Source organism: Leeuwenhoekiella sp. ZYFB001, from assembly GCF_011784865.1.
Classification (GTDB): Bacteria; Bacteroidota; Bacteroidia; order Flavobacteriales; family Flavobacteriaceae; genus Leeuwenhoekiella; species Leeuwenhoekiella palythoae.
Genome location: NZ_CP050460.1, coordinates 740,651 through 765,741, shown reverse-complemented (window position 1 = coordinate 765,741; position 25,091 = coordinate 740,651). Strand labels below are relative to the sequence as shown.

Below are 25,091 nucleotides of genomic sequence, written 5' to 3'. Positions count from 1 at the left end.
TAAACAACACGTCCTGTACAATTTTAACATTAATAGGACGTTGGCCAAATCTTTGAGCGCGTATCAATCCTATAAATTATCTTTGCATACCTATACAAATTGCTATGATTGTTGATGCTTCAAAAGCTAACCCTAAAGAGAATATTATCATCAAAGGGGCCAAGCTTCATAACCTAAAAAATATAAATACCATTATTCCACGTAACAAGCTGGTTGTGATTACCGGTTTGTCTGGATCAGGAAAATCGAGCCTCGCTTTTGATACGCTTTATGCCGAAGGTCAGCGCAGGTATGTAGAAAGCCTGTCGTCATACGCACGGCAATTTTTGGGCCGACTTAACAAACCAAAGGTTGACTATATTAAAGGTATTGCACCCGCGATCGCTATCGAGCAAAAGGTAAACAGTACTAATCCGCGCTCAACCGTAGGAACGTCTACCGAAATTTACGATTACCTCAAATTGCTTTTTGCCCGAATTGGGAAGACCTACTCTCCTATTTCTGGTGATGAGGTTAAGAAGGATACCGTGACCGATGTTGTAGATTATGTAAAGCAGTTTGATGAGCGTAGCAAACTCTTATTACTTGCTCCCTTTCTGGTTGAAGAAGGACGCAAAATTGAAGAAAAACTCAATATTCTTCAGCAGCAAGGTTACGCACGGATTAAAGTCAATGACACCGTCGTACGTATTGATGAAGCCGGAAGTATCAAAAAAACAGACAAACTCTTTCTGGTGGTAGACAGAATCATCAAAAAAAATGATGAAGACTTTTACAATCGCTTAGCTGATGCCGTGCAAACGGCTTTTTATGAAGGTAAAGGAGAAGCTTTTATTGAAGATCTAGATACCGGCAAACAACGTCACTTTAGCAATAGTTTTGAATTGGACGGCATGAGCTTTTTGGAGCCTAACGTGCATTTGTTCAGTTTTAACAATCCTTATGGCGCTTGCCCCACGTGTGAAGGTTACGGTGATGTGATTGGTATAGATGAAGATCTAGTCGTTCCAAACACAGCACTTTCAGTTTATGAAAATGCTGTATTTCCCTGGCGTGGCGATAGTATGAGTTACTATCGCGACCAGCTGGTAAACAACGCTTATAAATTTGATTTCCCTATTCACAAACCTTATTTTGAGCTCAGCGACGCGCAAAAAGAGTTGTTATGGAATGGAAATCAGTATTTTGAAGGTATTCACCAATTTTTTGAATTTTTGGAATCAAAAGCATATAAAATTCAAAATCGGGTGATGTTGTCACGCTACCGCGGAAAAACGCGTTGTAAAACCTGTGGTGGCAAACGTCTGCGTAAAGAAGCGAATTATGTCAAAATTGGTGGAACCACAATCACAGACCTTGTAGGGCTTCCGCTTAATAAAGTGGCTGACTTTTTTAAGAACCTTCAACTGAGTGAACACGATAGCAAAATCGCAAAGCGTCTGCTCACCGAAATTGAAAGTCGATTAGAATTTCTGTCTAAAGTAGGCTTAAATTACCTTACGCTAAACCGAAAATCCAATACTCTTTCTGGAGGAGAATCTCAACGAATCAATCTTGCGACTTCATTGGGAAGCAGCCTTGTGGGATCTATGTATATACTAGACGAGCCCAGCATTGGCCTACATCCAAAAGATACCGAACGTCTTATAGAAGTGCTTAAGAATCTTAGAGATTTAGGAAATACGGTGATCGTTGTAGAACATGATGAAGACATTATGAAAGCAGCAGATGAGATCATCGATATTGGTCCGGAAGCCGGAACCTTCGGCGGTGATGTTGTTGCTGTGGGCACGTATGATGAGATTCTAAAAAGCGAATCGCTTACCGCAAAATATCTCAATGGTGATCTTGAAATTAAGGTCCCTGAAAAACGCCGGGAATCTAAATATTATGTGGAGGTCAAAGGCGCACGAGAAAACAACCTGAAAAATATAGATGTACGTTTCCCATTAGGAATGTTTGTCGCAGTAACCGGAGTTTCCGGAAGTGGTAAAAGTACGCTGGTAAAAAAACTGCTCTACCCCGCCCTACTTAAAGAAACCGGCGGTTATGGTGAGAAAGTGGGCCAAATGACCGGGATTGAGGGGAAGTTTGATAATATCAATCATATTGAGTTTGTAGATCAAAATCCTATTGGTCGTTCTTCACGTTCCAATCCTGTGACCTACATCAAAGCCTATGATGATATTCGTTCGCTTTTTGCTGGTCAGAAATTGAGTAAGATCAGAAATTTTCAAACCAAACATTTCTCCTTTAATGTTGATGGGGGGCGTTGTGAAAATTGTAAAGGCGAAGGCGAAGTCACCATTGAAATGCAGTTTATGGCAGATGTGCATCTAGAATGCGAAGTGTGTAAAGGGAAACGTTTTAAAAAAGAGGTGCTTGAGGTTACGTTTGAAAACAAAAACATTGATGACATACTCAATATGACCATCGATGATGCTATTGCCTTTTTTAAAGAAAACAAGCAAGATAAAATCACCCGTAAGCTTAAACCCTTGCAAGATGTGGGCTTAGGCTACGTCACGCTTGGGCAGAGTTCTTCTACCCTTTCCGGAGGCGAGGCGCAGCGTATAAAGCTCGCTTCCTTTTTAGTCAAAGGTACTTCTAAAGAAAAGAATCTATTTATTTTTGACGAACCTACTACAGGTTTGCACTTTCATGATATTCAGAAATTACTTACTTCCTTTCAGGCATTGATCAAAAAAGGACATTCTATTCTTGTTGTTGAACATAATTTAGACCTGATCAAATGTGCAGATCACGTAATCGACTTGGGTCTTGAAGGTGGCGAAAACGGCGGATATCTTATCGCTTCAGGAACCCCGGAAGAGGTTGCGAAAAATAAAAAATCATATACTGCTCCTTATCTTAAAGACAAACTTTAATGGGAAATAACCTCCCATAGGCAAGTCTATCTCCCGGCAAGGCAATTCTATGAAGCATTATTTGGAAACCAATTTTCAATGTTTAGGCATCTCGATGACTTTCGGGACGGAGTAGTAAACCCTCTGTAGTGCCCACAAAGTAGAAAAACAGTTAAGAGGTGTGAAAAATTCACATCTCTTTTTTTTTGTTTTAAAATATTAAATTTCAGACACTTAAATTCCATAAAACTTTTCCACAGTACTATCACAAATACGTAATTTTAATTTTTGGCACGCGGTTTGGTTTATACATATCAGAACCGAGACAGCGCAACGCGCGTTATCTCAAAAACTAAAAATTATGAAACGCACCTTACTCTTTTTGGCAGTCAGCTTCGTAATCGGAGTTTCTGCACAGGCAAACGAACGTATAGAAGGGCAAACGCTTACAGCAAATACTGCAAGCAAAATGCATCTGGAACCTGTAGTTTTTATAGAACGAGGTGTTGAATTTTTAGTTTATCCTGACGGAACATTAGATTTTAATCTTCCACCGGCGTCGATAAGCTTGAATGGTAGAAGGGTAAACCAGATTTATTACAATCCAAATTCGGTTTATGGTTCGAATCAAGCGTATCGTAAAGGATATATTCAATACAACCGTAACGGCCAAGTAGCACAAATAGGTAATTTGAACATTGATTACCATCGTAATGGGAGTGTTGAAAAGATAGGTGATATAGCGCTTACTTATAAAAAAGGACGTCTAGATAAAATAGGAAATTTAAAAATGCACTATGATAGAAGCGGGCGTATTTATAAGCAAACGGGAACTATCAGTAAAGCATATGAAGTACACGGTGTACGCTCGCAAACGGTTTATAGTACGCGTAGTCGTAGGTCATAATGATAAACCCCACGATCGTGGGACATAGTTTGATTTTTTTGGTTGGTTAGTTAGTTGAAAATCCTCGATACTTTAGTGTATCGGGGATTTTTTATGGGCTGTTGCGAGCTGCTTATTTTGTAATTTTGCAGCATGCAAATTCAAGACACTATAGCTGCATTAGCGACTGCGCCAGGCGCTGGAGCAATTGCTGTAATTCGGGTTTCCGGAACTCAGGCGCTTTCGATCGTTTCTGATCTTTTTCAAGCGAAAAGCAAAAAAAAGCTGATCGAGCAAGATTCGCACACGCTTCATCTGGGCAACATTATTGATGGTTCCCGGATTATTGATGAAGTTTTAGTTTCTATTTTTAAAGGGAAACGCTCCTATACCGGAGAGCCGACGGTTGAAATTTCGTGTCACGGTAGTTCTTACATTCAGCAAGAAATTCTTCAGCTTTTATTTAGAAATGGCTGCCGGGCAGCAAAAGCCGGCGAATTTACCCTACGTGCGTTCATCAACGGGAAAATGGATTTGAGTCAGGCGGAAGCTGTAGCAGATCTCATCGCCAGTGATAATGCTGGGGCGCATCAGATCGCTATGCAGCAAATGCGCGGCGGTTTCTCAAACGAAATTGCTCAGCTGCGTCAAGAATTACTCAATTTTGCTTCGCTTATAGAGCTCGAACTTGACTTTGCTGAAGAAGACGTGGAATTTGCTAATCGCGAAGAATTTCAGCAACTAATATCAAAGATTACACGCGTTCTAAAAAGACTTATCGATTCTTTTGCAACCGGAAATGTGATCAAAAACGGAATTCCGGTTGCCATCGTGGGCGAACCTAATGTGGGTAAGTCAACCTTATTGAACGCTTTGCTCAACGAAGAACGCGCTATTGTTAGTGATATCGCCGGTACTACAAGAGATACTATCGAAGATGAAATTTCAATAGGTGGTATTGGTTTCCGATTTATAGATACTGCTGGAATCCGCGAAACGGCAGATGTTATTGAAGGTTTAGGGATTAAAAAAACCTTTGAAAAGATCGCACAAGCACAAGTCGTACTTTACCTCATCAATTCGGAGAAGTTTAAAGATCAAGCCGAATTATTTACGGTGGAAATACAAAAGATCAGAAATCGTTTCCCAGACAAGCCATTGGTCCTGGTAGCCAACAAGATCGATCACCTCACGGAAGCTGAACAAGAATTAATCAACGACCAACTTGCCAAACTGGTCTCAGAAGGTAACAAATCGGCGGTACTGCTTATTTCTGCTAAAACCAGAACTGGGGTCGAAGCGCTTAAGGAGCAGTTGCTTCAATTTGTTAATACCGGAGCACTTCGCAATAACGAAACTCTGGTAACCAACTCCCGTCATTACGACGCACTACTTAAAGCCTTGGAAGAGATCGAAAAAGTACAACTGGGCATCGATGCCGGTTTAAGCGGTGATTTGTTGGCAATTGATATTCGAGAAGCGCTGTATCACTTTGGCGAAATCACAGGACAAGTCACTAATGATGAATTGCTCGGAAATATTTTTGCTAATTTTTGTATTGGTAAATAGCCTCTAGTTTTATTTAATATCATTTGACATCAAATAACACTGATTTACAAATAGTTAACATTTTAATTCTCTGAATTTCTAAATTTAATTTTCTCATTTTTTGATGTTTTTTGGTCAAAATTTACACCTCATTTACACCTCAGTAAGCTTTTAATCCCAACGAGGTGTAAAAATTTACACCTCATTAGGATTAAAGTGAATAATTTCGCCTTTTTATATAGATATTTTCGATTTTTCATGAATCATATTAATTTTCCAAAGATAGACATTTTTTAATTAAAATACTGATAAACAATAATTTACACATTGATTTTCTTCGGAAATTGTAGTTCAATACCTTTTTCAATTTGGCGAAATTATGGCGACTATTTCAACTTAAATCATCTTAAATACACTTAAGTATACTTATTTCTTCTTATTTCACTCTATTTCCTCCTAATTTTATTAACTTAGCCATGTTTTGATGAAATACACAAGATAAATGAGTAGTAATATCAGGCTGAAAAGCATTTGCGAATATTGTGGCAATGAGTTTATTGCAAAGACCCTCACTACTAGATACTGTTCTCACAAATGCAATAGCAGAGATTATAAAGCACGTAAAAAGAAGCAAAAAATTAATGAAGCATCACTGGTAAAGAATAATCAGATTCATTCAAAGCGTATTGATGTCATAAATTCTAAGGACTTCCTTACAGTTCAAGATGTATCCCAAATAATTGGCTGTTCTACAAGAACGGTATACCGTCTAATTAATAACGGGACTATTAAAGCAGTCAATTTATCGGAACGACTCATAAGAATAAACAGACGCTCTTTAGAACAAGTAATTCCTATGTAATTCCATTACATTTGAGATCTTACTTATAATCAAATCTCGGTTTTGCTTTCTTATCTATTAACTCCTAATACTATTGAGTTATGAAAATACATTTGAAAAAAAAGAAACTCAATTCCGGGAAGTACAGCCTGTACATAGAATATTATAGAGGCCACACCCTAGATGAAAAAGGAAAGACAAAACACTTGAGGGAATTTGAGTATCTCAAACAGTATCTCATTATCAACCCTAAAAACGCATCTGAAAAGAAGGCCAATGAAGAAACTCAGTTAAGAGCTGAACAAATCCTTTCGATTCGTCGCGCTGAATATGCTCAAGGCAAGTATAGCATTAAGGATCGTTCTAAGGAAAAATTGAACTTCCTCTCCTATTACGATAAGTTAAAAGAAGAGCGCTATGAATCCAAGGGGAATTACGACAATTGGGATGCCGCTCAAAATCATCTTGAGAAATTCTGCAAAAACAAACAGGTTACTTTTGAGGATATTGATGAAAACTTTGTTTATGGTTTCAAGAAATACCTCAATAAAAAAGCGAAGACTAAATCCAACACCCTATTATCGCAAAATTCTAAATACACCTATTACAATAAATTTAAAGCTGCTTTACGTCAAGCCTTTAATGATGGCTATACCAGTCGCAATTACGCTTCTACTGTAAAAGGCTTTGCGATGGGTGAAACAACGCGTGAATATCTAACGCTTGACGAATTACAAAATTTAGCTAAAGCTGAATGTAAACATCAAATACTTAAAAATGCTTTTATATTCAGTTGTCTTACCGGATTACGATGGAGTGATATTAATAAACTTATTTGGTCTGAAGTACGGGATGAGGAAGAGGGTTCTCGACTAGTTTTTAAGCAAAAGAAAACGGCTGCTCAGGAATATCAATACCTATCGGATCAGGCACGTTCTATATTAGGAAGCCGAAAGCAAGAAAATACACGTGTGTTTCAAGGCTTGAAGTACGGGGCTCACTTTAACGCGGAAATACTCCGTTGGTGTATGCGCGCCGGAATTACGAAGCATATAACCTTTCATAGCGCCAGACATACTCACGCCGTTCTTTTACTGGAGCGCGGAGCCGACATTTATACCGTCTCCAAAATTCTTGGACACAAAGAAATTCGCACAACTCAGATCTATGCTAAAATTGTAGATACTAAGAAGAAAGAAGCAGCCTATTTGATTCCGAAATTGGAAATCTCAGATTTGACCTGTTGATAACTCTCAAAAACTTCGTTATCCTAACTATTATTTGTTGAGATTTAGTAGTCACTTCACAGTCTAAAATTTTTAATGCAATCATTTGATTTCATCTGAAAACAAATAACTTATACAATTGTTTTTCCTTGTTTTGTGCATAAAAACAGCCTAATAAACTTCATTTAAATTAACCTTGGCGCTACTTTTAATTCAAGAATTCAATCATAAATAAACAAAGCGCTTTGTTCACTATTCACCTTAAAATCGAATATGATGAACACGATTAATTTAGACGAACGGCTAGCACGCATTGAATCGCTGTTACTTAGCCAAAAAAAAGTACTCAATCTTGATGAAGCCTGTGACTATACAGGTATGTCACGAAGCTATCTGTACAAACTGACCTCTACTGGAGGTATCCCACACAGCAAGCCAGGCGGTAAACTTATTTACTTTGATATCGATCTGCTCAACAACTGGCTTTTAGAAAATCAGCGTAAATCGAATTCACAGATTGAGCAGGAAGCCCTTGAATACACCTTGAAAAAACGGTGATGCTACTCTAAGCCCCTAATTCTTTTCGAATCAGGGGTTCTTTTCATTATTAATACTATTCACTATGAAAGCTATACCTTATAAAAGGGTGGGCACCACGTATTACAAATTGGTGGCTGCTCCTACTATTGCCGGTCATTTTAATGAGTTTCTTGTACACTGGAATATCGAGACCATCAAACAAGATCACGGTAAAGCCTATTTGACAAAAATACCAAAGTATGATGGGTTTACTTGTATTCCCAATCATATCAACTTTAAGCAGGAATACAAAGGCTTCTATAATATCTATTCACCTCTAAGCAAAGAACCTCTTGAAGGTTCTTGTGAAACCACTATTGGTTTTCTTGAGCACATCTTTGGTAAGCAATTAGCCTTGGGATTAGATTATCTGCAACTACTCTACACTAGACCTGTTCAAGTATTACCGATTCTTTGTCTGGTATCTAAAGAACGTTCCACCGGGAAAAGCACCTTTCTAAAATGGCTTAAATCCATTTTTGAGAACAACCTGACCTACCTTACTAATGATAGCTTTAGCAGTCAGTTCAATTCTGATTGGGCCAATAAACTCCTAATCTGTATTGATGAAGTTCTTTTCAATAAAGAAGAGCTTACCGAACGCATCAAATACCTTAGCACCACCAATATCAATAAGCTCGAGGCTAAAGGAAAAGATAAACGTGAAGTGGAATTCTTCGGCAAGTTTATCCTCTGTAGTAACAATGAGGATAACTTTATAAAGGTTGATGCCAATGAAACGCGTTTTTGGGTGTTGAAGGTGCCTTCTATTAAAAAAGAAAGCACCAACTTTTTGGAACATCTGATTACAGAGATTCCTGCTTTTCTTTATTTCCTATCCAATCGCAAACTAAGTACACCACATCAGACGCGTATGTGGTTTACTCCAGGACAGATCAAAACCGCTGCGCTTACCAAGCTTGTAAAAAATAATAGGAACCGCGTAGAAAAAGAGTTGGCCAGTATCCTGATGGGAGTTATTGAAAAATTTGATTTAGAAGAAGTAGATTTTTGTCCGCTGGATGCTTTGAATGCCTTGAACAAAACTCGAGTAAAGACCGATCTTACCCAGCTGCGCAGATTACTAAAGGTGGACTGGAAACTTACCAATCAACCCAACTCCAATCAGTATCGAAAATTTGTGATTTGGTCTGAAGGTACTATCACCCTAATTGAAGCAAAAGGCCGCTACTTTACCGTAAAAAAGGAATTTCTGATCCAAAATTTTGATGAGACGATGACAGATGAAGATGATCCCACTGTTTATAAGGGCTGAAGCTGTCATCATTTTATCATCAAACTGTCATCAAAAAAATAAATGATGACAAAAACTAAGCTTAAAAAATCAAAAATGATGAAACGATGAATTTTTGATGACACGGTAAAGCCAATGTTTTCAAGGCTTAAGAAGATTAGTCATCAAATCATCATTTTATTTTTAAAAATAGCGTGCAGATGAAAAAAGAAAAACTATCGTGTGAACAAGCCCGAAAAATACCCATCGTTAAGGCGCTGGAATTTTTAGGGCACCTTCCCACTCGCAATACGGAAAAGGAAGCTTGGTTTCTGAGTCCCCTGCGGTCAGAAACCCAAGCCTCCTTTAAAGTCTCTAAATCTTTAAACTGCTGGTACGATCACGGACTGGGTAAAGGCGGCAATTGCATCGATCTTATTTGTGAGCTTCAGAATATAGCTGTAGGTGAAGCTTTAGCAATTTTAGCTCAAGTCAATACCAGAAACTATGCGCTTCCAAAACCACAATTACCGAAAGTAAACAAATCTGGAATTGTAATCAGACAGGTAAAATCGATTCAACATCCGGCATTATTAGCCTATCTGCAAAGTCGAAAAATTAGTCCGGTTGTAGCGCAGGGGTTTTGCAAAGAAGTGCATTATACCATAAAAGAGAAGTACGGTTTTTCAATTGGTCTGAAAAACAATTCCGGAGGATGGGAACTTAGAAACACATATTTTAAAGCATCCAGCTCCCCAAAGGACTTGCGATGGATCACTAATGGATCTCAAAACTTGATCGTCATTGAAGGAATGTTTGATTTGTTATCGCTGCTTACACTTTTTTCAAACTTAAAACGGGAAGCTGATTTTCTGATTTTAAACTCTGTTGCTTTTGCTGAAAAAGCACTCCCCTATTTTGATACCTACACTACTGTTGAATTGTATCTCGATCAGGATGACGCCGGAAGAAAAACAACTTCATTCTTTCTATACAACAACGCTACGTGTATTGATAAATCCAGTTTCTATAAAGCGGAAAAAGACCTTAATGCCTGGCTGATGAAAACGCATTAAACTGATTTCTGGGAAGCAGGGCAAGATGTGTGGCTGTGGCCACAATCTTGCTTTGCTCCCGGTGGTTGCAAAGAAAAAAAACAAACGATGAAACGAGCACTTATCAAATTCAGATGCAGCGTGTATGAGAAAAAATTGCTGCAGATAAAAGCAAAAGCTGCAGGCTTGAGCCTGAGTGCTTTTTGCAGAAGAAGTTTGTTGGAGCAACAGATCACCGAGCGGATGAATGAAGAACATATTCATACCTATAAAATGCTGGTGAAATATCACAACAATTTTAAACGCATTGGGAATATGTATAAAAAAGGTAATCCAAAACTTAGTGAGGAAGTCATTCAGGTAGCTGAAGAAATCAAGAAACATCTAAAAACCATAATGAAATGATTGGCAAAGGCAGTGCTATATCCAGTACCCTTGGCGCGTTGCGTTACGGTAATGATCCAGACAAACAAGCGGAGCTAGTATATAGCGATCTGGTTGTAGGCGGTACTGCTGAAGAGATCACCCAAGAATTTAAAGCCGTGCAAGCGCTCAATCAAAATTGTGAGCGCAACACGTTGAGTTTTGTTCTAAGTCCGACAGTAACCGATGGAGCTCAAATGAACACAGAGGATTTAGGGAAACTCACTAAAACCTTTATTCAACATATGAAATTACAAGAGCGCCAAGCAGTGGCGTATGTACATCGGGACAAAGCACATACCCACGTGCATCTCTATGTGAATCGAATCGATCTAAAAGGGAATGCTTATACTGATAGTTTTATCGGAAAGCAAAGTCAGTGGGCCGCTGAGCGGACCGCAAAGCAAATGGGTATTCAAACCGTACAGGACGTTCAGCTTGAGAAAAACAAAGCCTTAGCACAGACGCGAGGTGAAATCCATAAAATTCATCAGCAGGCTATTCAAGGCTCTACTAAAGATCTTCAGACTTACATCAATCGCATGCAAGAGCAGCACATTACCGTGATCCCGGTGATCAATAAATCAAAACAGCTGCAGGGGTTTCGTTTTGAATACAAAGGTCAAAACATTAAGGGAAGTGAAGTACATCGCTCAATGTCGGCCAGTAGTTTGCTTAAATCCATCAACCGCGCCAAAGCTGTTGTGTTATCCGGAGGGAGCATACCTATTGCGCCAAGCCTGGCCAAAGCTGTGGCTAAAAAAGTATTAAAACTAGTAATCGATAAAGGAATAGGAATATGACTAAACTAGAACACTTATCAGAACTGCTGGTTGAAGAATTACATTCATTCAAACACGAGGTCAATCGCTTAGAACGCATTGAACAAAGTCTTAAGAGCACCTCCATACAAGCAGATAGCACCCAAATTGAAAAGATGGTCGAAGCGCATCTTAGAAAATTGGAGTTGCATCAAATCTCGCAGCAGGAAAATCGCAAGGAACTTCTGAGAAAGATCAAGCATACGCGAACGATCCCAAATTGGTTTATCATCTTAGCCCTGCTTCTTTTTCTTTCACAAGCATTTTGTATTGTCTTTCTATTGCTGCGCTAAGAAGTGAAATTGGAATTTATTTTTCTTTCAAAAAGACCTGTCTTTTGTGAAGGCCTTTCAGAAAGAAAAAATTCGAAGTGTTTCTAGCTTACCTTTCTTAGAAGAATATTATGTGTAATTTTCTTTATCTCCTTTTAACATCTCGACTAAACTGCGTATCCTTAAAACCCTAACTTAATTTATTTCGCACATCAACACAATGATTTTTAACATCTTAAGCCTTAGACCATATGACATAAAAGTCTCCCATTATTTTCAAAGATCTATGAGAATGAAACTGTACCTCCAAACTTCGTAGACCGATATACTCTTTAGCTATAGAACTATTGCTTTTCGACAAAATAGAAACTATTATTTTTTACGCTTAGCTTTTGATTTTTTAAATATAATTCAAGTATTGCCGTTTTACGTGGACCGACTTCCTCATTTGATAAATGTGTATGTAAAACATATTTCATTCTACCTCTTTTATCATAAAAAAGGTCCCCGTGGCCTGTACCAGCGTTACTATCTAATTTCGAGATCAACGGATTTGTTTTCATTTTTTCCCAAGGTCCTAACGGAGTCCTACTTATAGCATAGCCGACTGCATAATCTGGATTTCTGTAATCATTAGCAGAGTATAACAAGTAATACAGTGCATCTTTTTTGAAAACCGTAGGTCCTTCGGCAACAGGCCAATCTGCATTTGCAGTATTTTCCCATGTCTCTTCTGCATTGATACATTCTCGCAACGTTTCCGGCTTTATGCTTTTGAGATCTGCATTCATCTCGGCAACAAAAATACGGTTACCTTCTTGAAGCCGCACGTGATATAAATACACCTTATCCTCATCAAAAAATACATAAGGATCAATCTGCCGAACGGGAGCTTCCAATGCTTTGTTATCGTTTACAAATGGCCCTAAAGGACTGTCACTTGTTGCTATTGCTATGTTTTCATTTGCGGTGTAAGCCATATAATATTTGGCTTTATGTTTAAATATTTGCGGAGCCCAAAAGCCTTTATTTCCATAAGCATCGCCTTTTTTTAGCGCAAAACCATCAGATGATCCTACTGGGCCTTCCCAGTGTTTAAGATCTTTAGAAGTATATACTAAAAAACCGGAACCCTTTATAGTATTATCGCCTTTTGTACCATATAAATAATACATACCCTCATCTTCAAAAACTGTAGGATCTGCCAGATAGATTACATCATCTCTTTGGCTTTGTGCCGCTAATCTTAAACCTCCTAACAGAATCAGGAAATATAAAATGTATAATTGCATAATTTTTCAGTTTAGCATTAAACTCGTCCTTTATCTTACTTTCTTAAATCTTTAAACGCAACCACGTATATGGTTCATCACCATTTGTAGTAGATAGCATTTCAGTATAATTCGCCTCTCCGCGTCCTATTAAAGCAATACTAAACCCTAACTCCGTGTCGACTTGAAATCGATGATGCAAAACCTCCCAAGGAATTGCAATTTCTTGTATAATCCCCTCATTTTCCGCTACAGCAACTTGTAATTGTGGTGTTTCAATCTGATCCCAATTTCCGGCAGCTCCTTCATAAATAGCCGCTTCACCTTTGACCGATATTTGGATTTTAAAGATTCCCGCATCAGGTCTTAGCTTATTTTGAGCCTGAGGATCTAAATATAGGATTGTCCCGTTTGCATTATTTTGTGTTGCAATTGTAGAAGCACCCTGATTATTTGTGGTCCGTGTAAGAATATATAAATTATTAGAATCTGCCGAAACAGTTCCACGCAACTGCGTATCCCCCATATGACCAACAAATAATGGAAAATTATGTTCCCAAATATCTTCAGTTTGGGCTCCGTCAATATTAATCGTTGCACTTTCTGCTCGTAGTTGCGGAATAACATATCCTTTAATCATCCACACTTCGGAGTTATTCGCAGAGGAAAAGGCATTGGTAGTAGTTAATGCTAGAACCGTTCCGTCTTCTAAAACGGTGATACTATTCCATAGTGCAGATTTATTTTCAGGAATTACAAAAGGAGATGTTGTTCTGTTGAAATTTTGGGCAATTTTGTTTCCTATCGCCACACGCATTTCAGCATTATTCAAATCCGTTCCTGCTCTGTTTTCAGTTCCTTGATAGGATAACAGTACCTCGCCATTGGCCAATTGAACAAGATCTGGAGCTCCTGCATATTCATCCTTCTCTAATGCATCTTGTAAAGCGTAACTTCGGTTAGGACTGCTAGCGCTAACGAAAGTTGACCAATTTTGAGCCAAGGTATTGCGTATAATATATGGCTTGAACTGATTATTATCACCATTATCTTCAATGGCATATACAATTTCTTCAGTATCCTTTAAATAAATAGGTGCTGGCATTCCGTCACGATGACCACTTCTAAAGCTAGTGATCTCAGGAGTTAAAGTCCAAGATAATCCGTTATCAGTAGACCGTAATATCGAAATGTTTTGCTCGTTAGAATTTCTGTAAATATTCTCATTAGAAAAATACAGTTGAATTTCTCCACTGGGCAGTTGTAAAAAAGTAGGTTCCCAGGCTCCATTTTCAAATAAGGTATCAGCGGTGTAGACCGTTTGGTCATTATGCCAAGACCTACCGCCATCTGAACTTTGAATAACTTTAATCGAAAAATGCTCATCTACGGATGCTGTATTTCCCGGTCTAGGATTATAAGCAAGTAAAATCGTTCCGTTTTTCAACTCAATAAGATCTGGAGTAGTATTAGATACACCATTTTTATAATCAGCCACAACTATGAGAGATGACCAAGTTTGACCTAAGTCTGTACTCCTCTTAACCAGGATCTTTCCATGGGATTCATACGTTACCACCAATGCCCCATCGGTCAACTGAATCACCCGAGCGTAACCATTATAGCCCACATCTCCCAATTCAGATATCTGTGTTTTTGTAGAAGCATCCCAGGCGATTCGTATACCAGTTACAGGTTCTTGTGTTGATATTTCAGATTCTGAATCACTGGGTTGGACCATCTGCTCTGAGTCTGATAATTGATCTGCAGCACATTGAGTATTACAAAACCCGAATAAAAGACATATTATAATTAAAAGTGATTTTTTCATAAAATAAAAACCGTCATTCAATATTTACCAAATGACGGATGTTTTTGTTATTTCGCATTTACTTCAGAAGTAAGGTCTGTAATCAAATCAGTCTCTGCTTTTCTATAAGGTGTTCCATCTGTATGAAAAATTTCATGAAACCACTCTTTGGGTTCCGAAGTATAGGTTTTCGTCCAACTATCCCAAGGATATTTAGTTTGACTTTTGCCATCTACAAAGCCCCAATTATACATTCCTACATTGTACTTTTTAGCTATAGGTAAAAAGCCTTCAAAGGTACTTCCGTTAGGTCTGGCCATATATTCTGTACATAAAATAGGTTTGCCATAACGCTGTAGATTTTTAATGTCTTTCTCAAAATCGGCAGGTAAATCGTAATTGTGGAATGTAATAATATCCGACTGTTCCAATTGCATTTTATGAAACGGACTCATTGTTTTGGGATCACTCCAGTCTCCCGTCCATACACCCGAAGTAAGTGGTTGTTGCGGATTGACAGATCGTGCCCATCCAAATGCCTTTTCCAATAGTGGCATTATCAACTCTGCTTTATTTGGAATTTCTATATCTTCATAGGAAGGCCCAGTCATATTATCTGGCTCATTCCAAATATCCCAACCTAAAATGCGATCGTCTGTTCTAAATGCTCCTATGGTTTCTTTTACATATAACTCTAATCTGCCGTATTGTGTACTATCTTTCAACACTTCCTGCCCAGGACTTTGTACCCACCCAGAGTTATGAACGTGTGGCTTGGGAGCTCGTTGTTCCCCTGCCTTTGGAAAAGGATCCCAGCACGAATCAAATAGAACAAATAACGGTTTAATACCGTGACTATCCGCTATCTTCAAAAATTCATTCATGCGCTTATACAAGCCCTCCTTATCGCTTTTATGTAGTAGGTCATGTAAATAAACCCGCATGGTATTCATTCCAATATCTTCAGCCCAGCCTAATTCTTCGTCAATACGCTCTGGATCAAAACTCTCTTCTTGCCACATTTCTAATTGATTTATGGCATTACTCGGATTGAAATTAGCACCTACAAGCCAAGGTTGCTTAGCGTACCACGCGTTGGCCTCTTCTTGAGACCAGATTGCTCTGGTATTTACAGAAATTGTATCGCTAGTATTGAGCGCAACCTCCTTAGAATCCTCTTTGGTATTCTTACACGAAAAAAGCATGCTTACCATTATAAGAGTTAGAATAAAACTTAGTCTTTTCATCAATTTTATATTTGACCCCTCAAAATACCTCCATACTTTACTTGGAGGCACTAGGGTTGTTAATATTGTGGATTTTGTTCCATATTAGGATTATTTTCTACTTCTACTTGTGGTAAAGGCAAACGAATATTCTTACCTATTTCAAAGTTTTTAAAATCGGGATCACGCTCTGCTATTGCATCTACAGACTCCTGCGTTTCTAAATCACCCCATCTTTTAAGATCTTCCCAACGCACACTTTCGCCAGATAATTCTAAAACACGTTCTATTTTAAGACGCTCTAGAAACAGATCATGATCATTTCCTATTTCAGGATATGCTGTAGCAAGCGGAGCCATATTTGCACGTGCTCGAACCTGATCAACATATTGATAAGCATCTGCCGTCATATCTAGTTCATTTAAAACTTCTGCATAACGCAATAGAATATCAGCATAACGAATTAATCGCCAGTTTACTTCAGAAAAATAATCTTCATTATCCCGTTTATAATCACGCGCTCCCTTTCTAAACCAAGCCTCATCTTCTCCCCACTCCCAGTCTCTAGAGTAAGTTTTATCTCCAAAATCTTCAAATAGATCTGGATAAAAAAGAGAATGTTGCAATCGTGGATCTAGGTTGCCATCGACCGTTAATTCTTGCTTGAAAGCATTTACAAGCCAAAAACGGGCTTGTCCATCTGACCAGCCAATCCCGCGAGGGGCAAAAAACTGAGCTCTAGTACTTGATACGGCTGCGTTCGGTCCTTCTCCAGTACCACCTCTCCGCTGATCCCCAAACTGAATCTCATATACAGATTCTGAGTTATTCTCATTTATATCTGTAAAATTGTCCTTATAATTTGATACCAGACTATAGTTCGCTCCTTCTCCTACAACTAAAAAATCCAATGCAGTTTTTGCAGCACCCCATTGGCGCTGTTGCATATAAATTTTCGCAAGCATTGCTTTTGCTGCACCTTTTGTAGGACGTCCAAGATTCTCAGCATCCCATTGTAAGGGTAAATCTTCGAAAGCTTCATTTAGGTCTAATTCGGCTTGGCTGTAGATCTCCTGCTGAGTGGATTGCATCGGCAGATCATCTGGCTTTGAAGGCTCCAAAATAATAGGCGCATTCTCCCAAAGTAAGCCCACATAGTAATAATTCAACGCCCGTAAAAACTTAGCTTCTGCTAATATAGATTGCTTTCTTGCCGCATCATCAAACTCTATATCCGGCACATTTGCTAATACTTGATTGGCTCTAAAAATGGCTTTATAGGTATCTCTCCACGTCACACCATTACCCTCCCAAAAATTATAGTTGATATAATTAAAACGTGTCCAGTCTGCTAATTCTATCCACGGGCTTTGGCTGAAACCTTCATCTGAAGTTAAATCGAGTCTAAAAGACATCCATCTAGACCATAAGCCATCCTTATAAGACATTGCATAAATAGCATTAACACCTAACTCTGCATCATTCGGCGTCACCCAAAATTGATCTGTGGTCAATGCATTTGGGTTTTTAAGATCAAGCTCGTCTTCTTGGCAGGAAACTACCCCCAGAAGCGAACAGGTTACTGTAAGTATTGTTAGTATTTTTCTCATTTTATTACTGTTTTATTTTAGAAACCAAATTCTACTCCTAATGAATAAGTTTGTACGTTAGGATAGGAACCTAAGTCTACACCTCGTTGAAAAATATTACTGTTGCTGAACTCAGGATCTAGACCTTCATATCCCGTGATCGTGATTATATTTTGAGCAGAAAGGCTCAAACGAACTTTTGAAAATCCTATTTTGTCAAGAGTATTTTGAGGCAAACTATATCCTAATCCGATATATTTTAAGCGGGCAAAACTTCCATCCTCTAACCATCTATCACTATCTGCCCGTGAATTGAGCGTTGTTCCTTTTACAATCCTAGGAAAATCGGTGTTTGGATTTTCTGGAGTCCAAGGTTGTACACCGGCCCGGTAATTACTATCGTCATCAAAACGATCTACTATACTGCGATATCCGTTGTAAACGGTAGCTCCGAAAGAACCAATCCAGTTCATTGAGAAATCAAAATCCTTATACGTAACACCTGCGTTGAAGCCCATCTCAAAATCTGGCCACGGGCTTGCTACAATTGATTTGTCTTCATTAGTAATTTCACCATCATCATTAAAATCAACGAAACGTATATCTCCTGGTACAGCTCCTGGCTGAATAACCTCTCCTTCAGAATTCGTATAATTGTTTATTTCGTCTTGACTCTGAAACAAGCCGTCAGTTTGCAATACATACCACATACCCACAGGACCGCCTGCTCTGGTTATAGTATTTCCTTGAATACTTTCATTTAAACCATTCCCTAGTTTAACCAACTTATTGTTAAGTTTCGTGAAGTTTAAAGAAGCATTGAAACTTAAATCATTATTGATGACTTTGTTATAGGCTATATTCAATTCAAAACCTTTGTTCTCAACGGTTGCTGCATTTGCAATAGGGTTTCCACCATCATTACCTGTCGATAATAAAATTGGAAAACCAAACAGCACATTTTCGGTCTTTGCAATAAAGTAATCTGCTGTTATTTGAAGTTTATTTTTAAATAAGGCTAGATCCAAACCTAGATTGGTCTGTTTTAAGGTCTCCCACTGCAGTTCTGAATTAGCAAGTCTGACCTGTGTAGCGGATGGGGTCAAGTTTTGACCTGTACCTAAAACTATCGCACCAAAGGTGTTTATAAATCCTTGATACTCATAATTGCCTATGTTACCACTCCCTAACTCTCCATAACTTGCACGTAGTTTCAAGTCACTAATGGATTCTATATTAAAAAAAGATTCGTTACTCAAACGCCAGGCTAACGAGAGTGACGGAAAATTAGACCATTTATTAGCATCACTAAAGCGTGAGGAGCCATCTCTTCTGAATACTGCATTCAATAAATACCGGTCGTCATAATTGTATTCCAATCTTCCTAAGTAAGAAAGTAAGGAAGCTTCATTTCTAAATCCACCTACTTGTGCTTGATCCCCTAAATCTAAAACGTCAAAGTATTCTCCAGTATTCGGGTTGACAAGCAAATTTCTCTTTAATCCATTTATTTGTTCGTAGCTATCCTTCTGATACGTCGTACCTGCTAGAACTGTAAGACCGTGCTTCCCAAAATCGTGGGTAAAAGTCAACGTATTTTCTAATAATTTCGTTTGGGATTGGGCCCTGTTTTGATTGGTAAATGATGCCTCATAAGGTTGATTCAACGTCCAGCTACCTTCCTTTCTCAAATATTTGAAATTGTCAAAACTAGTCTCATAGCCAAAACTCGCTCGATACTTTAAAAAAGGAAACGGATTGAGCTCCGCCCATACGTTACCTCGAATTCTAAAATTTTGTATCGATTGATCAATAAGATTTGAAATGGCCACTGGATTCGCAGCAAAAGTATTTGCGACTCCAGATTTACCATAACCATATCCACCTGGATTATCTTCATCATACACTGGAATGGTAGGAAATAATCTTACTACATCAATAAATGGATTTCCACGTAACGCTTCCGGTCCACCTATTTCATTATTTTTAGAGTTAGAAAGCGCTAGATTCTCACCAATACTAAAAATCCCCTTGGTACCACTACTGTTTACCCTAAAGGATACTCGATCAAATTTTGTACCTATTACAGTTCCTTTATTACCAAAATAATTACCAGACATAAAGTAAGAGGAGTTTTCACCACCGCCAGAAAAACTTACATTCTGATCTTGAATAAGGCCTGTACGGAATACTTCTTCCTGCCAATCTGTGTTTACATCTAGGTTTAAATCTTGCCTAGGAATACCAGAATTATCATAAGCCATATTGTTTAAACGCACAAACTCTTCTTGCCCGGCTAAATCATATCGAGGAACCTCAGTTACACTCCATTTTGAGCTCACTGAAACTTGCAAGGGCCCCTGTTTACCCTTTTTAGTAGTAATAATTATTACCCCGTTTGCCGCTCGTGAACCATAGATTGCAGCTGCAGCTGCATCCTTAAGGATTTGAATAGACTCAATATCATTAGGATTAAAATCACGGTTAGCCGTGGTCACTAATCCATCTATCACGTATAGCGGATTGGCATTTTGAAGATTTTTTAAGCCACGAATTTCAATTTTGGCCTCTTGCCCTGGTTGACCACCACCACGCACATTAACCCCAGTCGCCAAACCTTGTAAACTTTCAGCTACCGTAGTTGTTTGTCTTTTCTGAATTTGGTCAGATTTAACCACCGATATAGCACTGGTAAGATCTTTTTTATCTTGGGTACCATACCCCACTACAACGATTTCGTCTAAAGTTGCAACATCTTCTTGCAATTGAACATCAACTACTTTTTGATCTCCAACCGGAACTTCTAATGTTTTAAACCCAACATAGCTGAACACCAATATCTGATCGCTTGCTGCTGATATGGAATAAATACCATCAAAATCAGCAGAAGTTCCCTGTGATGTTCCCTTAATCAAAATGTTTGCAAATGGAATAGGCTCTCCAGTTACAGTGGTAACAGTTCCTGTAATCTCTGTTTCTTGCGCAAACGATTGATTAAAGCAAAAAACAATTAAAGTCAGGAACAAGATCGACTTTAAATTGTTACGTAAATTAGTTCTCATAGAATTTCATTTGAAATTTTAGTTTTAGTTAATTGAGACGATTTAATGAAGTTTCCAAATATTAGACACCCTTAAAACCAAAAAAGCTTATTGTCTTATTTTAACAATATCTTACTTTTTAATATTCAATTCTATTAATAATTCAATAGAAAGGGTGTTATTTCATCATTTCACCTCACTACAAAGGAGATTATTTTAATTTGAAAGCTCATTGAATTGGTGTTTCAATCTTTCGACGCTTCTGTTCATCTTTAAGAAAAAGTTAAGTTTTAGGCGTTTTGAAACAAATCGTCGAAGTATAGGACGGAAGTATTAATTCAATTCATGTTTTAATCACGTGCTTTGTATTTATGAAATTCTGGTTTTCCATAATTACAATTTTGTGGGTCGTCAATATCTATTGTCAAAGTCCCAATTTTCATCATTATAGAGTGGAAGATGGCTTATCCCATAATTCGGTGATTAGTATGTTGCAAGATCATCGAGGATTTATGTGGTTTGGAACTAAAGATGGACTCAATAGGTTTGATGGATACAGCTATAAAATTTTTCAGCATAACCCAAATGATTCCAGTAGTATAGGAAGCAATTTTATTCGTTGTCTATATGAGTTTGACAACACCCTATGGGTAGGCACAGATACCGGTCTTTTTAAATACCACGAACAAACCGAATCGTTTAGTCTCTTAAATAGTACAAAAGATCAACCTATTCTTGACATCACCCACGATAATAAAGGAAACATCTGGTATATAGCCTCAGGAAATTTATATAAGAAATCTCTTATTGATAATTCTGAAGAAGTTTTTAAAGAGGCCAATTTCTCATTTATTTCCAAAAGTGAAAAGGGCAAAATCTACGTTTCAAGTTTTGAGCAGATATACACCTATGTTGAAGATACCAATTCTTTACAGCAACTTTATCTGGGTTTTAACTCTAGTGGAAATGTAAACATTACCGAAATCGCAGCTGACGTTGCTGATGACACCTTATATATAGGCACTAAAGATAACGGGGTACTGACGCATACTCTCGTGAATAACCACACTACAAGTTTATTTTCAGAGAAAGAAAATCCATTATTTGTCAGAAAATTTCTAAGGAAAAATAAATACGAACTATGGATTGCAAGCGAATCTGGAATTTTCATTTACAATCTTAAAACTAAAGTTTTAGACAACTTTAAAAAAAATTACAACAATCCCTACTCAATATCTGATAATGCCATTTACTGCCTGGTTCTTGACCAAGAAGATGGGGTTTGGATAGGCACTTATTTTGGTGGTGTAAATTATTTCCCAAAAGAATACACCCCTATAAAACGTTACTTTCCACGAGTGGGTGAAAACTCTATTAGTGGCAATGCTGTCAGGGAAATTCAAAAGGATAAGTACGGTAATTTGTGGATTGGAACTGAAGATGCAGGTTTAAACCGCCTAAACCCTCAAACAGAAATATTTAAAAATTATGCTTCAGTAAAAAATAAAGGCCCCATTGCTCATTATAATATTCATGGCTTACTAGCTCGCAATGATGAATTGTGGATAGGTACATTTGAACACGGTCTTGATGTGATTAATATCAAGACTGGAAAATTAATCAAGCATTATGGCTCTGGGAAAAATGGCCAGGGGTTACGCAGTGACTTTGTACTCTATATTTTTGAAGCCAAAAACAAAGATCTTTATGTGCTAACCTCTGCGGGAATTCATCGCTTTCAAGAAGATTTAAATGAATTTGAAGTTGTAACAGCTTTTCCCGAAGCCTATCATTACACCTATTTAATTGAAGATCATCAAGGGGTTTTGTGGGCAGGAACTTATTGGGATGGTTTGTACTATTACAATCCTAAGAGCGGGGAAAAAGGCTTTTTTAAATACAACAGTAAAGATCCGAACAGTATTAGTACTAATGTCATTAATGGTATTTTTGAAGACTCAGAAAACCGGCTATGGGTGACCACAGAAAACGGCCTGAATAAATACAATCCTGAACAGAAAAATTTTAGAAGAATAACCAAAAGTGATGGACTCCCAAGCAATGTAACTTATTCCATTCTTGAAGATCAAAATAAAGATTTATGGATTAGCACTTCCAGCGGTCTAGTAGAATTCAATCCTGTTAATGAGAAGATTAAAGTTTTTACTAAATCGAATGGTTTACTAAGTGACCAGTTTAATTACAGTTCAGCATTTAAAGACGAATCAGGTGTCATGTATTTTGGTAGCGTTAACGGTCTGGTCAGCTTTAACCCTGATACCTTTATTAAAAACACATATCAGCCACCCATATATATCACTGATATTCAAATTAACAACAAAGAAGTAAGTGTCAAGAATGCTAATTCACCCCTAAATAAATCAATTTCCTTTTCAAGTAAATTGAGTCTTACTCATAAACAATCCACATTTAAACTTGAATTTGCTACTCTGAGTTATACCGCACCTGAGATGACCAAATATTGGTATAAACTAGAAGGTCTTAACGACAACTGGATAAGCCTAGGTAAAAATCACGAGGTCAATTTCACTCAACTTCCCCCCGGCACATATTTATTTCAAGTTAAAGCATTAAATAGCCATGGTGTTTGGAGTACCAATGACGATTTTCTAGAAATTGAGATAACACCTCCATTTTTTGCCAGTAGAACCGCATACTCCTTATATATTCTCTTGTTTATTGTTATAGCATTTTTATCGTTTCAATACTATCACCGCTATACTAAGGATAAAAATAATAGCAGAATACGTCAGCTGGAAAATGCTAAAGAAAAAGAAATCTATCAGGCAAAAATTGAATTTTTCACCAATATTGCTCACGAAATACGCACACCGCTGACCCTGATAAAGAGCCCCTTAGAAAAGCTTTTAAAAAGCTCTTATAAGTCCCCCGAAATACCCAAAAATTTGGGTATTATGGAGAAAAATACCTCAAGACTTTTAAACCTTGTAAATGAATTGCTCGATTTTAGAAAAACGGAAATGCAGCATGTAAAACTGAATTTCGTAGAGGTCAACATCAATGAGATCCTTGAAGAAACGTATGTACGTTTCAGTCAGATGATTCAAGAAAAACAACTCGAGTTTTCACTTTTAAAAACAGAAGAACCTATCTACGCATTTGTAGATGAAGAAGCCATCAAAAAAATATTGAGCAACCTTTTTAACAATGCTATTAAATACTCTAAGAGCAAAGTCTCAATCAATCTCAAATCAATAGAATCAGACTTTCTAATAACGATACAAAACGACGGAAAATTAATTCCAACGGAGCTTCAAAAAAGAATCTTCGAACCTTTTTACCGCGTTCCAGGAGATCGCCTTAATCTAGGCACAGGAATAGGTTTGTCACTCGCTCATTCGTTGACCGAGCTGCACCACGGTAGCTTATATTTTGAATCTCAGAATAAAATGAACACGTTCATCTTACAAATGCCTGTTCTTCAATCTGAAGGTTTAAAAAATGTGCACAAACACTCTGACGCTATAGATACTTATCCAGCTATACACGGCACACCGAATATTAATAAAAATGTTCCGACTATTTTAGTTGCTGAAGACAACCGTGAGCTTGCTGATTTTATGTTTTCAGAATTGTCCTCTATTTATAATGTGATTATAGCTGGGAATGGTCAGAAAGCGTTAGACTATATTTCGAATTATGAAATTCAACTTGTAATTAGTGATGTGATGATGCCTATTTTGAATGGAATCGAATTATGTCGATTTATCAAAGAAGACATTAAAACTAGTCACATTCCTGTAATCCTATTAACTGCCAAAAGTGCTTTAAACGCAAAAATTGAAGGCTTAGAATCAGGTGCAGATGCCTACATTTCAAAACCATTTTCAATGGATCATGTTTTAGTACAAATCTCGAATCTTCTCGAAAATAGAAGAACGATCTTAGGGCATTATAGTAGTTCACCTCTAGCCCATTTGAAGTCATTGTCAAGCTCTGGCTCAGACCAAGATTTTCTTTCTAAATTGGATACGGTAATTTTACAAAACTTAGAAGATCCTCATCTTAACGTAGAGTCATTAGCCAGCCTCATGAATATGAGCCGATCAACATTATACCGAAAGATTAAAGAAATATCTGAACTATCCCCAAACGAACTTATAAACGTAAGTAGACTCAGAAAAGCAGCATTTTTATTGAAAACATCAAACAAGAAAATTTTTGAAATTTCTGAGGAGGTTGGTTATAAATCACAAACCAACTTTGGACGTAATTTTCAAAAGCACTTTGGAATGCCACCGTCTGAATTTTTAAAGAAAGTTGATTGACTTTAGGTATTTAAAGCGATTCATAGAAAGGTAGACATTGAGTAGTTTTCCTATTCTCCAGGTATTTTAAGGCAAACCATATATTTAAACTT

At 37.7% G+C, this 25,091-nt stretch carries 17 protein-coding genes; 12 read left to right on the top strand and 5 right to left on the bottom strand.

Translation table 11 applies throughout. The annotated features are described in order from the left end of the window. Positions 1 to 104 precede the first annotated feature (104 nt). The 11 genes from uvrA (at position 105) to HCN54_RS03165 (ending at position 11,773) form a co-directional block, all read left to right on the top strand. Complete coding sequence (uvrA, locus tag HCN54_RS03215) at positions 105 to 2,888, top strand: excinuclease ABC subunit UvrA (RefSeq protein WP_167596504.1); 2,784 nt, start codon at positions 105 to 107, stop codon at positions 2,886 to 2,888. 340 nt (positions 2,889 to 3,228) lie between these two features. Next, the gene (locus HCN54_RS03210) at positions 3,229 to 3,774 is read left to right on the top strand and encodes a hypothetical protein (protein ID WP_167596503.1); all 546 of its coding nucleotides are present in this window, start codon (positions 3,229 to 3,231) and stop codon (positions 3,772 to 3,774) included. 132 nt (positions 3,775 to 3,906) lie between these two features. Then, entirely contained in the window at positions 3,907 to 5,322 is a 1,416-nt protein-coding gene (mnmE, locus tag HCN54_RS03205) for a tRNA uridine-5-carboxymethylaminomethyl(34) synthesis GTPase MnmE (protein WP_167596502.1), read from the top strand. Positions 5,323 to 5,803: 481 nt separating this feature from the next. Further along, positions 5,804 to 6,163, top strand: coding sequence for a helix-turn-helix domain-containing protein (locus HCN54_RS17605; protein ID WP_167596501.1), 360 nt, complete (start codon positions 5,804 to 5,806; stop codon positions 6,161 to 6,163). A gap of 80 nt (positions 6,164 to 6,243) precedes the next feature. After that, the gene (locus HCN54_RS03195; RefSeq protein ID WP_167596500.1) at positions 6,244 to 7,389 is read left to right on the top strand and encodes a site-specific integrase; all 1,146 of its coding nucleotides are present in this window, start codon (positions 6,244 to 6,246) and stop codon (positions 7,387 to 7,389) included. 255 nt (positions 7,390 to 7,644) lie between these two features. Further along, positions 7,645 to 7,926, top strand: coding sequence for a helix-turn-helix transcriptional regulator (locus tag HCN54_RS03190; RefSeq protein WP_167598828.1), 282 nt, complete (start codon positions 7,645 to 7,647; stop codon positions 7,924 to 7,926). A gap of 64 nt (positions 7,927 to 7,990) precedes the next feature. Further along, on the top strand, positions 7,991 to 9,223 hold the full coding sequence (locus tag HCN54_RS03185; RefSeq protein WP_167596499.1) for a primase-helicase family protein: 1,233 nt from the start codon (positions 7,991 to 7,993) through the stop codon (positions 9,221 to 9,223). A gap of 179 nt (positions 9,224 to 9,402) precedes the next feature. Further along, complete coding sequence (locus HCN54_RS03180; protein WP_167596498.1) at positions 9,403 to 10,257, top strand: toprim domain-containing protein; 855 nt, start codon at positions 9,403 to 9,405, stop codon at positions 10,255 to 10,257. A gap of 87 nt (positions 10,258 to 10,344) precedes the next feature. Then, positions 10,345 to 10,641 (top strand): mobilization protein MbpA, encoded by a 297-nt coding sequence (mbpA, locus tag HCN54_RS03175; protein WP_167596497.1) that lies wholly within the window; start codon positions 10,345 to 10,347, stop codon positions 10,639 to 10,641. Further along, the gene (locus HCN54_RS03170) at positions 10,638 to 11,462 is read left to right on the top strand and encodes a relaxase/mobilization nuclease domain-containing protein (RefSeq protein ID WP_167596496.1); all 825 of its coding nucleotides are present in this window, start codon (positions 10,638 to 10,640) and stop codon (positions 11,460 to 11,462) included. Before mbpA ends, HCN54_RS03170 begins: the two co-directional genes overlap by 4 nt. Then, positions 11,459 to 11,773: a DUF6730 family protein gene (locus tag HCN54_RS03165; protein WP_167596495.1), complete on the top strand. Its 315-nt coding sequence runs from the start codon at positions 11,459 to 11,461 to the stop codon at positions 11,771 to 11,773. The genes HCN54_RS03170 and HCN54_RS03165 overlap by 4 nt, the downstream gene beginning before the upstream one ends. Positions 11,774 to 12,096: 323 nt before the next feature. Here the strand turns inward: HCN54_RS03165 and HCN54_RS03160 are convergent, their stop codons facing one another. The 5 genes from HCN54_RS03160 to HCN54_RS03140 all read right to left on the bottom strand — a co-directional run bounded on the left by HCN54_RS03160 (position 12,097) and on the right by HCN54_RS03140 (position 20,710). Continuing rightward, the gene (locus HCN54_RS03160) at positions 12,097 to 13,044 is read right to left on the bottom strand and encodes a glycoside hydrolase family 43 protein (protein WP_167596494.1); all 948 of its coding nucleotides are present in this window, start codon (positions 13,042 to 13,044) and stop codon (positions 12,097 to 12,099) included. A gap of 43 nt (positions 13,045 to 13,087) precedes the next feature. Next, positions 13,088 to 14,764, bottom strand: a complete 1,677-nt coding sequence (locus HCN54_RS03155; protein ID WP_167596493.1) for an exo-alpha-sialidase — start codon at positions 14,762 to 14,764, stop codon at positions 13,088 to 13,090. Between the two features lie 137 nt (positions 14,765 to 14,901). Beyond that, complete coding sequence (locus HCN54_RS03150) at positions 14,902 to 16,080, bottom strand: cellulase family glycosylhydrolase (protein ID WP_167596492.1); 1,179 nt, start codon at positions 16,078 to 16,080, stop codon at positions 14,902 to 14,904. 59 nt (positions 16,081 to 16,139) lie between these two features. Beyond that, positions 16,140 to 17,669: a RagB/SusD family nutrient uptake outer membrane protein gene (locus HCN54_RS03145; protein WP_167596491.1), complete on the bottom strand. Its 1,530-nt coding sequence runs from the start codon at positions 17,667 to 17,669 to the stop codon at positions 16,140 to 16,142. A 17-nt stretch (positions 17,670 to 17,686) separates the two neighbouring features. After that, the gene (locus tag HCN54_RS03140) at positions 17,687 to 20,710 is read right to left on the bottom strand and encodes a SusC/RagA family TonB-linked outer membrane protein (protein WP_167596490.1); all 3,024 of its coding nucleotides are present in this window, start codon (positions 20,708 to 20,710) and stop codon (positions 17,687 to 17,689) included. Between the two features lie 350 nt (positions 20,711 to 21,060). On the opposite strand from HCN54_RS03140, the gene HCN54_RS03135 reads away from it, so the two are divergent. Then, complete coding sequence (locus HCN54_RS03135; protein WP_167596489.1) at positions 21,061 to 24,999, top strand: two-component regulator propeller domain-containing protein; 3,939 nt, start codon at positions 21,061 to 21,063, stop codon at positions 24,997 to 24,999. The last annotated feature ends 92 nt before the right edge of the window (positions 25,000 to 25,091 follow it).

Coding starts and splice junctions, on each gene's coding strand:
- HCN54_RS03190 (WP_167598828.1), top strand. CDS start 7,645: ATGAACACGATTAATTTAGACGAACGGCTAGCACGCATTGAATCGCTG.
- HCN54_RS03155 (WP_167596493.1), bottom strand. CDS start 14,764: ATGGTCCAACCCAGTGATTCAGAATCTGAAATATCAACACAAGAACCT.
- HCN54_RS03145 (WP_167596491.1), bottom strand. CDS start 17,669: ATGAGAAAAATACTAACAATACTTACAGTAACCTGTTCGCTTCTGGGG.
- uvrA (WP_167596504.1), top strand. CDS start 105: ATGATTGTTGATGCTTCAAAAGCTAACCCTAAAGAGAATATTATCATC.
- HCN54_RS03150 (WP_167596492.1), bottom strand. CDS start 16,080: ATGAAAAGACTAAGTTTTATTCTAACTCTTATAATGGTAAGCATGCTT.
- mnmE (WP_167596502.1), top strand. CDS start 3,907: ATGCAAATTCAAGACACTATAGCTGCATTAGCGACTGCGCCAGGCGCT.
- HCN54_RS03140 (WP_167596490.1), bottom strand. CDS start 20,710: ATGAGAACTAATTTACGTAACAATTTAAAGTCGATCTTGTTCCTGACT.
- HCN54_RS03185 (WP_167596499.1), top strand. CDS start 7,991: ATGAAAGCTATACCTTATAAAAGGGTGGGCACCACGTATTACAAATTG.
- HCN54_RS03180 (WP_167596498.1), top strand. CDS start 9,403: ATGAAAAAAGAAAAACTATCGTGTGAACAAGCCCGAAAAATACCCATC.
- mbpA (WP_167596497.1), top strand. CDS start 10,345: ATGAAACGAGCACTTATCAAATTCAGATGCAGCGTGTATGAGAAAAAA.
- HCN54_RS03170 (WP_167596496.1), top strand. CDS start 10,638: ATGATTGGCAAAGGCAGTGCTATATCCAGTACCCTTGGCGCGTTGCGT.
- HCN54_RS03210 (WP_167596503.1), top strand. CDS start 3,229: ATGAAACGCACCTTACTCTTTTTGGCAGTCAGCTTCGTAATCGGAGTT.
- HCN54_RS03160 (WP_167596494.1), bottom strand. CDS start 13,044: ATGCAATTATACATTTTATATTTCCTGATTCTGTTAGGAGGTTTAAGA.
- HCN54_RS03195 (WP_167596500.1), top strand. CDS start 6,244: ATGAAAATACATTTGAAAAAAAAGAAACTCAATTCCGGGAAGTACAGC.
- HCN54_RS03165 (WP_167596495.1), top strand. CDS start 11,459: ATGACTAAACTAGAACACTTATCAGAACTGCTGGTTGAAGAATTACAT.
- HCN54_RS17605 (WP_167596501.1), top strand. CDS start 5,804: ATGAGTAGTAATATCAGGCTGAAAAGCATTTGCGAATATTGTGGCAAT.
- HCN54_RS03135 (WP_167596489.1), top strand. CDS start 21,061: ATGAAATTCTGGTTTTCCATAATTACAATTTTGTGGGTCGTCAATATC.